This is a genomic window from Aureispira anguillae (assembly GCF_026000115.1).
Lineage (GTDB): Bacteria > Bacteroidota > Bacteroidia > Chitinophagales > Saprospiraceae > Aureispira > Aureispira anguillae.
This window is the reverse complement of the sequence record NZ_AP026867.1, coordinates 4,489,680-4,503,163: the sequence shown is the minus strand read 5'-3', so window position 1 is coordinate 4,503,163 and position 13,484 is coordinate 4,489,680. Positions and strand designations below refer to the sequence as shown.

The following is a 13,484-nucleotide window of genomic DNA, read 5'->3' as shown; positions in this document are numbered from 1 at the left end:
TGTTTTTTCAATTTGAGCCACTTTCATTTGTTGGAAACAATTAGTTAAGGTTAGAAAATAATTTAAAAATCACCCCAACAAGAATAGTCTGCTGTAGATTACAACTATATAACGTAATACATATATTATTTTTTAACTACTAAATCATATAGTTTTGGATAGCAAAAATTTTCCTCCAAGTTTAGCCCAACGATGTTGGCGCTATATGCGTGTTCTCTTGCTAGCGGTAGGCTTTTTTGTCTTTGGCAGCCAAGATGCAAACGCTACCCACTTTGCTGGTGCAGACCTCACTTATGAGTGCGTCGGTAACAATAGGTACGTGGTGACGTTGACCCTTTATAGAGACTGTGAAGGTGTTAATATGTCAACACAAGAATTTATTAATATGACTTCTGCTAGTTGTGGTTTGACCCCCGCAGGAGTTGCTTTACCTCGAGATACTTTTTATGAAGTATCACAATTGTGTGCGCCTGCATTATCTAATTCGTTTTGTAACAATCCGAATGGACCATACCCTGGTATCGAAGTGCATGTCTACAGAGACACAATTGACTTTCCTCAAGCTTGTACAGATTGGATTGTAAGTTGGTCAAGTTGTTGTCGAAATAATGCAATTACTACGTTAACGAGTACAGGCTCTATATATATAGAAGCTGGTATTAATAGTACCTTATGCAATAGTTCGCCAACTTTCTCGTCAAACCCAACTCCTTATTTCTGTGCTGGGCAATGTTATAATTACAATCACGGTGCTTTTGACCCTGAAAATGATTCGCTGCGGTATGCGTTGACTTGTCCATTACAAGGTGCTAATAACTGTATTACAAATATTGCAGGTTTAAGCCCAACTCAACCTTTGTTTACGAGTCCTGGTGCTTTTCAATTTGATCCTGTTACAGGACAAATGACATTTTGTACAGCTCCTGGTCAACAACAATTTGCTGTTGCAGCTGTAACTGTTTATCAAATTGTGGGTGGTGATACCATTGGTTTTGTACAACGTGATATTCAAATGATTGTACTCAATGGTGTTAACTGTACTTCGCCTGTTGGATCAAATGATCCTATTGTAAATGCAGGTGGATCATTTGATACTACTGCCAATACATTTGTAGTTTGTGCAGGTGAAACATTGATTTTTAATTTAGTTTTAGCAGATCCTGATGGAGATACAATTACAATAAACCCTGCCAATACCAACTTAGATCAGGTATTTGGAGTAGGAAACTGGACAGTTATTATGAACACTGCTCCTCCTTTTAGACCAGATAGTGTACAAATGTTTGTTCAGGTAGTTGCCAATCCTACTAACATTGGGGTTAACAACTTTACAATAGGGGTAACGGATAATGCTTGTCCAATCCCTGGTGATCAAATTTTGGGGTATAACTTAATTATACCTGGTGTAGAAGTAATTGCATCAGATACTACAATCTGTCCTGGTATTGGGCAGCAAATACAAATGACTGCCAATAGTTTTTCTTCTGTAGGAGCTTTGGCTGCGGGTACTTTTTCTTGGACACAAGTAGGAGGTCCTGCTATTACCTTTAGTAATGACACGATTCCTAGCCCAATAGTGAATGTACCTTCTACTACACAAGATGGAGATACTATTGTATTGCAAGTAACATTTATTACTGCTCCTGACCCTGTTACAGGAACACAATGTACAACAACAGATGAGGTTTCTATTTTCTTACGTGCATTGCCATTGAGCTTAAATGTCTTTGCTTCGGATACTTCTCTTTGTCCTAACAATCAAAATGATACTATTGCGTTCTCAACTTCTATTTCAGGACCTGGTATTGATTTGGTGAACGGAGTTTATACTTGGGCAGCTAATCCTTCAAGTTATTTAGCTAACTTGACAAATACAACAGTTAATAATCCAGATGCAATTGTTAGTGGAGGACCTAATGATTCTGTGGTTTATAGTATTAATTATACTTATGGATTATGTGTAGGTTCTGATAGTGTTAAATTAAAATGGAGAAATGGTATTCCTGATGTAAGTGCAGTATTGGATACTATTTGTCCTGGTGATACTACTCAGTTGATGGGATTCTTGACAGATTCTATTATTGTAATTGACCCAACTGCTTGTAGTTCTTATACAGTAGCTCCAATTACTTTTGCTCCTGTTGCTGGATCAGGTACTTCTGTTTCCTTAACAGATGATGCTTTGTCTGGAACACTTCCTATTGGTTTTGATTTTGAGTTTTATTGTAATACATACAATCAATTCAGAATTAGTTCTAATGGTTATATTACATTCGATTTGACGACATTTACCAGTGGTTGTTGTACTGGGCAAACGCTTCCTGATAATGGCGATCCTAATGATTTGATTGCTTTGGCTTGGGAAGATCTTAATCCTAGTAATGGTGGTACGATAGAATACTTTACAGTAGGTACTGCTCCTAACCGCCAATTGGTTGTTAATTATACAAACGTACCTCGTTTTGGTGGTGCGAATAACGTTACAGGACAAATTGTCTTGCACGAAGGAACCAATCTTATTGATGTTCATACTACCTCTGTTTTGCCTGATGGTGGAACTACACAAGGTATTGAGAATAATGATGGTTCAGTAGGTATTGCTGTGCCTGGTCGTAATTCACAAACATGGACAGCAACCAATGATGCTTACCGATTTACACCAGCTGCTGCGTTCTTATTTGGACCAATTACGTACAATTGGACACCAGGTTTTGCGGTTTCAGATGCAACAGCATACAATCCTAATGCATTCCCTCAAGGAACTACAATGTTTACTTTAGAGATTAATGAAAAAGGATGTGTATTGACTGACTCTGTAGAGATTTTTGTTAATAGCCAAATTCCAGTTCCAACGATTACTTGTGGTACTCCAACTAATCAAGCAACTAGTGTATTGTTTGAGTGGGGCGGTTCTACTGGTGCTACTGGATGGGAATACAGTATAGATTCAGGTATTACTTGGATTCCAAGAGCTTATGCTGATAGTTCTTTATTGATTACAGGTTTAACAAATGGTGACTGTGCAAATATCTTAGTACGTGCCGTTGGTGGTGCAGGACCTTGCCCAACCAATGCAGCTACTTATTTAGAATGTTGTACAACTCCATGTCCTATGCCAACCACTTCTACTGTAACTAACCTAAGTTGTAATGGTAGTGACAATGGTACAATGACAATTAATATTGATGGTGGGGTATTAGGAGATCATCCTAGTTACACTGCTACCTTGTTTGATACTTCTGGAGCACAGATTGGTACTCCATTAAGTACACCTGTAAATTCACCAGATTCAGTAGTGTTTACTGGTTTGGCTGCAGGAGTATACTACGCTTATATTACTGATACATTTGGTTGTTTTACCAATTCTGATACCTTAGTTATCATAGAGCCAGATACTTTAATTTTATCTCTTGATTCTACTACCTTGACTACTTGTTTTGCAGATGCAGATGGAACGGCTTCTGTTTCTTCTGTAGGAGGAACGCCTACTTATAACTATTTGTGGGATGTTGCTGCTGGCAACCAAACGACTCCAACTGCTGTTGGTTTAACAAGAGGAACCTATCAAGTTACGGTAACAGATGATAATGGATGTACAGATGTATTGAGTGTAGATGTTCATTCTCCATTCCCTGCTGCGCCATCTGTTACAGTTAATACTACTCCTAGCGGAAGTTGTGCTGGTGATGGTACGGCTACCGTATTCTCTACCTTTAATATGGTAGGCAATGCCAATAATTACACTTACCAATGGTCAAATAATGGATCTACTGGTCCAACTGCTGTTGGTTTAGCTTCTGGTGTAACGACAGTTACTGTTACAGATGCAAATGGTTGTCAAGCTATTTCTAGTGTTACCATTACTGGTAGCCCAACAGTAAGTGTGACAAATATGGTTACAATTAATCCAGGTTGTGGTACAACTACTGGTCAAATTACAGCAGTTGCTACTGGTGATTCTACTGGATATACTTATCAATGGTCTGCTAATGCAGGTGGTCAAACTTCTGCTTTGGTTACAGGTTTGGGTATCGGAACTTATACCGTGACTGTTACAGGAGCTACCAATGGATGTACTGCTGTAGGGACTGTTAATTTAGTAAATAATAGTGCTCTAAATATTGTTGGATTTAATACAACTAATCCTTCTTGTGGTGGCGCAGATGGTGATATTACAGTATTAACTACTGGTGCTGTTGGAACATTAACCTACAACTGGACAGGTGGTCAGGTAACCAACCCTGCTACAGGTTTGGCGGCAGGAACGTACTTAGTAACGGTAACAGATCCTGCTACTGGTTGTTCTGATATTGCTGATACTGTTTTGGTACAACCAACACTTTCAGCTAGCTTTACAAGCCAAATGAATCCTTCTTGTAATCTATCAAATGGTAGTATTACAGTAACTGGAAATGTTGTAGACGGTCCTGTTGGTCCATTTACTTATGCATGGAGCGATGGTCAAGCATCTGCTACTGCACTTGGTTTGGCTCCAGGTATTGCTTATACTTGTACTGTGACTTATCAAGGTTGTACAGAAGTGGTAGGACCATTGACATTGACCAATGATTCACTACAAATTGCAATTACGGATAAAGATGATATTATTTGTAATGGAGATTTATCTTCTTATGCAAATGTAACGTTGATTACGGGTAACCCTGCTACTACTACGTTTGCATGGTCAAACTCTGCGACTACGCAAAACATTTCTGGTATGGCTGCGGGTACTTATACCGTAACGGCAACTTCTGGAACTTGTACCGCAACTCAATCGATTACAGTTGTAGATATTAGCTTAGGCTTGAATGCTTGGATTGATGTTCCTGGAACAAGAAGAGCTACTATTCAATCTAATACAGTAATTGATATTAATGGTGGTGCAACTACTAATCATGCTAATCCAGTTTATACTTGGACAGAAAGCAATCCTACCATTGTAGATATTGCTGACTCTAGTGCTGCTGTAACAACTGCTACAGGTGGTCTTACTAATGGAGAGTCTACTTTGTACATTACGGCAACTGCTGGTCCTTGTACGGCTGTTGATTCTGTATTGGTTATTGTTGAGTCTTACTTAGGAATGCCGACAGCATTTACACCAAATGGTGATCACATCAACGACATTTTCCAACCTGCTGGTTTGACAGCATCTGATAAAGTATTCCAATTTAAGATCTATAACCGTTGGGGACAATTGGTTTACAATGATAACGTGAATCATTACTGGGATGGTACTTACCAAGGCGTAGCTCAACCACAAGATGTTTATATCTATGTGTTTGAATATGCTCCACAAAATGAAGATCCAATTGTTATTAGAGGTGAATTTACATTGATACGATAACAACAGATTGTTAGATAATATATTGAGGAGCTGTCCATTTTGGACAGCTCCTTTTTTTTGTTGGTAGACCTATTTATCGTTAGGTTGAATAATGCGGAAAGTAAGGTTAATTCTAGGCTGATGAATTTTTTTAGTTTTAGCAATCTGATGTTGCCATTCTTCTTGTATAGCTCCTTTCATTATCAACAAACTTCCATGTTCTAATAAAATAGTTACTTTTTGTTGCTGTTGTCCTTTTCTTCTAAACTGTATTTTTCGAGGCGCTCCTAGGCTTAAAGCGGCAATGACGGGCTGTGGTCCAAGTTCTTTTTCATCGTCGCTATGCCAACCCATACTATCCTGACCATTGCGGTATAAGTTGGCTAATACAGAATTAAAATTAAGTTGAAAATGATCATTTAATTTTTGTTGCAACTGCTTTAATTCCTTTGTCCATCCTTGGGCGGTTAATGTTGTTTGTGAATAGCGATATTGAATGCCTTTATCCCCATACCAAGCAATCAATCTGGGTTGTAAAAATGTTTTTCCAAACATACGGATTGGCTGTTGTGTCCAATTAAGTGTTTGAATAAGTTGTTGGTATAAATGATCGGCCTTATCTGTTAACAGATATTTATTATAATAAAGTAGATCTTCACTATCGACCAAAATAGAAATGGCGTTATTTTTGGAGCTTTTCATGTAAAATGAGACTTTTAGTTGATATTTTAATAGTGAATATTTATCTTGTACGTTCTCCCCTTTATTTGACGATATATATCCCCATGTAGTGCCTGCTAATAGGTGACTACCTTTGTTCATGATTTTATCCACTTAGCCCTATAATCATTAGATATAAAGGTAAAGCTTTAAACTATGTTTAGGCGTTCTTTATGACATTATACTTATTTTAACAATTTTGAAATAAATTTATATTACTTGCATCCATATAAAAATATCACGTTATGGCAAAAATAGGAAAGGTAGCAAAGAGAATACTCAAGTTTATTGGGTTCGTGCTTGTACTCATTATAGGGCTACTAATTGCAATTCCTTACTTTTATAAGAATGAAATATTAGATGCTGCAAAAGAATTTGCCAATGAGCAAATTAATGCAACACTTGATTTTGACAATGACAAAGTTGGCTTATCCTTACTGTGGACCTTTCCAGATTTTAGTTTTAGTATTGGTGATTTATCGGTAACGGGACACGATGAATTTGAGGGTAAAAAATTGGCTGATATCGGGACGTTTTATTTTACGATTAACTTAATGGATGTATACAGAGGTCAGTACAAGATTAATGGGGTGACGTTGAGTGATGCTGACTTATATGTAAAAGTTTTGCGAAACGGGAAGGCAAACTATGATATTATGAAACCCAGCGATGCCCCTGTTGATGAGCCTACCACGACTACTACTTCTAGTGGAAGCAACAATATGCAGCTAACGATTAAGCATTGGGGAATAGAAAATACCAATATCATTTATGATGATGAGCCTAGTGAGTTGTATGTTGAACTAAAAAATCTAAATCACGAGGGAAGTGGTGATTTTACAACTTCTGTATTTGATCTAGAAACAACAACTAAGATTGATGAGTTTACAGTTGCTATGAATCGAATTGCTTATCTAAAGAAAGCTGATGTGGCGATTGATTTTAATGCCAATATAGACTTAAACCAAAAGGTCTATAAGATAATGGATAACTCATTTCGTTTTAATGCGTTGACCTTAAATTTGGATGGTGAAGTGGCACAACCTTCAGCGGACGATTTTAAATTAGACTTGAAATTTAATACACCTAATACTGCTTTTTCAAGTGTACTTTCTATGATTCCTGCTGCTTATACCAAGGATTTTAGCGAGGTAGAAACCAAAGGGGACTTTAAACTGAGTGGTTATGTAAAAGGCATCTTGAATACTGTTAAGGAAAAAATGCCTGCTTTTGCTATCGATTTTGGTGTTAAAGATGCAGAATTTAAATATCCTGATTTACCGCTGCCTGTAGAAGAAATTAATACACAAATTGCCGTGAAAAGTACTTCTTCAGATTTTGATAAAATGACAGTTGACGTAAGCAAGTTTCATATTAAGGTAGGTCGAAATCCTTTTGATGCGATGCTAAAGCTAAGAACTCCTATTAGTGACCCAGATGTTGATGCTAAAATAGATGGCACGATTGATTTGACCGAATTGGGCAAAGCCTTTCCAATGGAAGGCGTTTCAGAGTTATCTGGGCTGATTAAAGCAAACTTGGAGACCAAAACCAAAATGTCTTACATCAACAAGAGTCAATACAATAAAGTAGACATGAAGGGCTTATTGATTATTTCTAATATGAACTATGCCGCAACTAACTTGCCCCCTGTTAAGATCAATACCATGGCAATGAACTTTACGCCTAACAATGTTGATTTGCGTAGTTTTGATTTAAAAATTGGCAAAAGTGATATTAAAGCCAGCGGTAAGTTGGATAATATATTGACTTATTTTTCTAGGGATAAAATAATGAGGGGGAACTTGTCCGTAAGTTCTAATCTACTTGATTTAAATGAGATTGCTAACTTCGGTGCGAGTACTGAAACGACAACAGCAGAACCCGTTGCCGAAAATGAAAATCTAGCTACGGCTATGCAGGATACAACAACGGCTGTAGATGCTCCTGTTTTTGATCGTTTCCAGTTTGCAATGGATATGAATTTTAAGAACATAAAATATGATGTTCATGAGATTAAAAATTTAGAAACAAAAGGGCGTTTTTCTCCTGCTACTGCTGTCTTAGAAGATTTGAAATTGGTTATTGGCAAAGTAGATCTTAGGGCAAAGGGAAAATTAGAGAACGTTTTTGGGTATTTATTTGACGAAGAAATTATCAATGGTGAATTGACCTTGTATTCTAACTATATGAACTTGAATCAATTTATGTCTGAGGATGGGGAAGCGGTAGAGAAAGCGGCAGAAATTGAGACAGTACCAGAAGATGTGAGTCAAGTTGAAAATGACTTGGAACCGATGCAAATACCAGGAAATGTTGATTTTACTTTGTATACGACTTTCAAGACATTGATTTATGATACTTATAAGCTAAAGAATGTGCAAGCTGAAGCACATGTGCACGATCATATTTTGGATATTAATGCTTTGAGAGCGGATGCTTTTGGAGGTGGTTTGGCAATGAATGGAAAGTACGATACGCAAGATCCTAAGAAACCTAAATTTAAGTTTGGTTATGATGTCTCAAAATTAGACATTCAAGCAATTGCCAAAGAGGTTGGTCTATCAAAACGCTTTTTACCAATTTTAGAATCTGTTTATGGTAAATTTAATTCTAAGTTTGAAGTGAACGGTATTTTGGATGAAAATCTTTACCCTGATTTAGCTTCTTTATCAGCCAAAGGAATTCTAAAAACCTTTAATACTACGATTAAAAATAATAAATCGGTTAGCCAGTTGAGCGATAAGTTAAAAATAGGCGGATTAAATCAATTGGACTTAGGGAATACAACCAATTTCTTTACCGTTAAAGATGGGCGTTTAACAATTGATCCTGCGAGTTATGTGGTGAAAGGGATGGATGTTATTTTTGGTGGGTCGCATGGTTTAGACAATTCTATGGATTATGATATGAAAATGAGGGTGCCTCGCACTTTGTTGGCGAATAATGCAGTAGGGGCTGCTGCTAATAATGCCCTAAGTGCTGGTTTGGGGGCTTTGGCTCCACAAGCACAAAAATTGGGAATCAATCTAAAAGATAGTGAGTATCTAAATGTCAATGTTGGGATTGGAGGAACGGTTGCTAAACCTAAATTTAAAGTAAATCTGCTAGGGGCTGAAGGCAAAGGTGGTAAAAACATCGGTGGACAAGCTGCGGATTTATTAAAACAGGAGGCTCAAAAGGTAAAGGATGAAATGGAAGCTAAGGCAAAAGCAGAAGCAGATCGTTTGAAAAAAGAAGCAGAGGCGCAACTGCAAGCTGAGGCAGATCGTTTGAAAAAGGAGGCAGAGGAGAGAGCTAAAAAACTGGCAGCGCAAGCAGCTAAAGATCCAGGTTCTGTTGTCGATAGTTTAAAGAATATTGATCCAGGGAAAATCATTAAAGATCCTTCTCAAATCCTTAAGGATCCAGGGAACCTGGGGGGGCTTTTGGGAGGCAAAAAGAAAGGAGACGATAAGAAGGGGGATGATAAAAAGACCAATAATCCTTTTGGGAAATTTAAAAATCCTTTTGGACCTAAGTAATAATCATTAGGAAATCCTATCTTTTGTTATAAATAATTAGAATGCTCTATTTTTAGTTTTACACTAGAATAGAGCATTTTTTATCTGCAAAATAAAAACATTAAAATGTAATGTTTTGTTTAAGTGCCTATAAATGAGGTGGATAGTTTTGGGAGGTGTTTGCTTTTTAGTATCTTAAAAGAGTAGAGCGTATTGTTGAACTTAAACCAATGAGTGAGCTATGAATTTTATTAAGGATACTGCTACTCCATGGTTGTTATCGTTGGGTTGTTTATGGAGTGGAGCTGCATTTGCTCAAGTGATGACGACCAATGCATATCGAGATACTTCTATCGCTTATATTGAGCAAGACCCTTCTAAGTATAATTTTGCCTATCCTATTTGCGCAGATATTTTAACCACAACTACTTATTCACCTTCCAATGATGGTCTTTATTTTAAAGCAAGTTATGGGCATCGATATTTGAGTAGTCGATCAACCAAAACAGATAACCATGGCGGTTTTGATTATTGGAGTACGATTACTTGCGATAGTGTCAATTATAATAGTGCTAATAAGATCGCTATTCTTTGTATGTGTGATGGGTATATCAGCGAAGTCTTAAATGGACCCGATTCAGTGTTAGAACAAACAAGTAAGGGGCGGAGTGTACAGGTAACTTGCGATTCGTTGCCACAAGCATTGGGCGGAAATATAGTGATTAATTATAGACATTTGAGCAGCTTGGGTAGCCTTGCTTCGCTTGCAGATACAATGCCTGCCAATACAGTATTAATCCATAAAGGCGATACTATTGGGATCATGGGGGAGAGCGGTTACACCGCTAATGTACATCTTCATCTTAGTGCCAAGGCAATACATCCTTTGTATGGAAATACTTATATTCACACTGCTCGACTGTTTGACCCAACTTTATACCCTAATGTTCTAGCGCCACTCCATGAGGCAAAAATTGAGTTGCTGCAGAATTGGTCGGATCGTGCCTTGTTTCGAATTATCTGGCCTTATAATCAAACGATTAATCGTTTTGAATTTTCCAATGCTGCTTTCTCTGCGGTATTTGACAAAGAGGCTGCCTACGATAAGGGAGCTTCAATAAGAGATGAACACGACTGTATCGCTGGATTTAAGGTTTTTGCTTATCAGTTTAATGGGAAACAAACGGCTTTGACTCGATACAATAGCGAAAAGGTGAATATGCCAGCGGTTTATCCTGCCTCACCTCAACGAGATACTAATCTTAGTCTTTACCATTATGTGCATATACCTATTGTATACGATAGTGTTGCCTTTGTATACGATTTTTTAGTAGAAAATTTACCAACAGGTTATGATAAGGATAGTTTTGTCGTTCGATTGAGCGATGTTTGGGGAAATACAGTAGAGGGGCGATTGGTTGCCTTAACAACAGCAACCGCTCTCTCCAATAGCTCTAAAATTCTGTTGTATCCCAATCCCGCAAGCGAACGAACGAATTTAGAATTTAAGGACACGATGACTAAGAGCGTTCGTATACTGAATCTTTGTGGAAAAGAAATTTATGGCACTACAACGAATGCAACTTATATGTTTTTTGATTTGATAGAATTACCAACTGGAATCTATTTTGTTCAAGTTGTTTCTGAGCGCAAGAATGAACTGCTAAAACTCATAAAACGGTGATCTATTTGGGGATTTAAGGAGTCTAGTGAAAAATATCTCCACCAAGGGAATTTTTTGCCAGCCAAATGGTTTATATAGTTTCTAAGTTAATTATCTTTGCAAACTTATAATAAAACCTAGCATTAGAAGAAGAGCATAGTTTGTTAGGAAATCATTTGAGATGAATTTTTATTCATTTCAAATAAGAGCTTGTCTAAATTTGGTTTTCATCGAAAAGAAAATGAAGAAAGGCTCTAAGATGCTTTTTTGCTTTTTAGGATAAAAACAAAAAATCCAATAAACTATTAATAATAGTATCATGAACATAGAAAATATAATAAAAGAGAACGTTTGTGAGGCGATAGAGACGCTTTATGATAAAAAAATAGAAACCAAACAAGTTCAAATCAAACAAATTCCAAAGCATTTGGAAGGCGACTATAGTGTTATAACCTTTCCTTTTGCGAAATTGTTGGGCAAAAAACCCAATGAGATAGCGGCTGATATGGCGGGGCAATTGATGTTGCAAACAGATATTTTGGCAAATGCAGTATCTGCTGGACCTGGTTTTTGCAATTTGAGCATTGGAGATGCTTATTGGACAAATTTTGTTAAAGAAGTACTAGCAGCCGAAAGTTATGGACAGCAAGCTGCCAATGGTCAGACAGTGTTGGTGGAATATTCTTCGCCCAATACCAATAAGCCGTTGCATTTGGGACATATTAGAAACAACTTGTTGGGTTATGCAACTGCTGAAATCTTAAAAGCAGCAGGTTATGATGTTAAAAAAGTACAAATCATCAACGATAGAGGGGTGCATATCTGCAAATCTATGCTGGCTTGGCAAAAATGGGGGAATGGTGAAACGCCTGCCTCTACAGGGAAAAAGGGCGATCATTTGGTCGGGCATTATTATGTAGAATTTGAAAAACACTTTCAGGCAGAGTATAAGGTATGGCAGGAGACAGAAGAAGGTCAAAAAGCCATTGCTCATGCGAAGACAAAATTAGCTAAAAATAGGTTTATAAATAAAAAGCAACTAAAAGGCATTGATGATGAGACAGAACGAGAAAAGATTGCGGAGTCAATGTTTGAAGAAGGCTTTAAAAAATATATAAAAGGAGATTTTTGCAAGACAGTTTATTTTAATCAATACAGTGTCTTAGGTCAGGCAACTAAAGAAATGCTCCAAAAATGGGAAGCCAATGATGAAGAGGTCAGAGCTTTGTGGAATGAAATGAACGGTTGGGTTTATGATGGGTTTAAGGAAACTTACGAAAAACTAGGCGTTGATTTTGACCAATTGTATTATGAGTCTAAAACTTACTTGGCAGGAAAGCAATTGGTATTGGATGAGTTGGCAACCGAAAAGAGCATCTTTTTTAAGAAGGACGATGGCTCTACTTGGATTGATTTGACGGATGCGAAACTGGATGAAAAAGTGGTTTTAAGAAGCGATGGAACCTCGATGTACATCACCCAAGATTTGGGAACAGCTTCTTTGAGATTCAAGGACTTTGGCATGGATAAGATGGTTTATGTCGTTGGAAATGAGCAGGACTATCATTTTAAGGTCTTGTTTGAAACGCTAAAACGTTTGGGGCACTCTTTTGCTAAGAATTGTCACCATTTGTCTTATGGAATGGTCAATTTGACAACGGGTAGAATGAAATCCAGAGAAGGAACGGTAGTAGATGCCGATCACTTAATGGCTGATGTTGTTGCCAATGTAAAAGCAGAATCGGAAAGCAGAGAGAAATTAGGAGATTTGGCAGAAACTGAAAAAATCAAAATTTGGGAAGCGGTAGCTTTGGGGGCTTTGAAGTTTTATATCTTAAAAGTAGAGCCTAAAAAGACCATGGTTTTTGACCCTAAGCAGTCTATTGATTTGCAAGGACAAACGGGACCTTATATCCAAAATGCGCATGTAAGAACTCAGTCTGTACAAAGAATGGTGGTAGAAAAGGGAATTGAATTGGTTGATTATTCTAGCTATCAACTGAGTGATGTAGAGCGAGATATTTTAGTTTTGGTGCATGAATTGCCTTCTACCATTCAGAAAGCAGCGCAAAATTACAATCCTGCGGATATAGCCAACTATATGTACGAATTGGCGAAGGAGTTTCATAAATTTTGGGGGCATACAACAATTTTGGATGCCGATAATCCTGCTGCCACTTCTTTCCGTTTGGATATGAGCAAGGCGGTAGCAACTGCATTAAAAGCGGCTGGAAAGCTAATTGGTATGCAGATGCCAGATAGAATGTAACGG

Annotated in this window: 5 protein-coding genes; 4 read left to right on the top strand and 1 reads right to left on the bottom strand. The window is 37.5% G+C overall.

The genetic code is table 11. From position 1 onward, the window contains the following. The first annotated feature begins 154 nt into the window (after positions 1-154). Positions 155-5,347, top strand: a complete 5,193-nt coding sequence (locus tag AsAng_RS17855; RefSeq protein WP_264788453.1) for a T9SS type B sorting domain-containing protein — start codon at positions 155-157, stop codon at positions 5,345-5,347. Between the two features lie 69 nt (positions 5,348-5,416). Here AsAng_RS17855 and AsAng_RS17850 read toward each other — a convergent pair whose 3' ends face one another. Next, positions 5,417-6,028: an alpha-ketoglutarate-dependent dioxygenase AlkB family protein gene (locus AsAng_RS17850; RefSeq protein WP_264788452.1), complete on the bottom strand. Its 612-nt coding sequence runs from the start codon at positions 6,026-6,028 to the stop codon at positions 5,417-5,419. A 263-nt stretch (positions 6,029-6,291) separates the two neighbouring features. On the opposite strand from AsAng_RS17850, the gene AsAng_RS17845 reads away from it, so the two are divergent. From AsAng_RS17845 to argS, 3 genes are all read left to right on the top strand, one after another. Further along, positions 6,292-9,570, top strand: a complete 3,279-nt coding sequence (locus tag AsAng_RS17845) for an AsmA-like C-terminal region-containing protein (protein ID WP_264788451.1) — start codon at positions 6,292-6,294, stop codon at positions 9,568-9,570. Between the two features lie 220 nt (positions 9,571-9,790). Beyond that, positions 9,791-11,233, top strand: a complete 1,443-nt coding sequence (locus AsAng_RS17840; RefSeq protein ID WP_264788450.1) for a T9SS type A sorting domain-containing protein — start codon at positions 9,791-9,793, stop codon at positions 11,231-11,233. 298 nt (positions 11,234-11,531) lie between these two features. Beyond that, positions 11,532-13,481, top strand: a complete 1,950-nt coding sequence (gene argS / locus AsAng_RS17835; RefSeq protein ID WP_264788449.1) for an arginine--tRNA ligase — start codon at positions 11,532-11,534, stop codon at positions 13,479-13,481. The last annotated feature ends 3 nt before the right edge of the window (positions 13,482-13,484 follow it).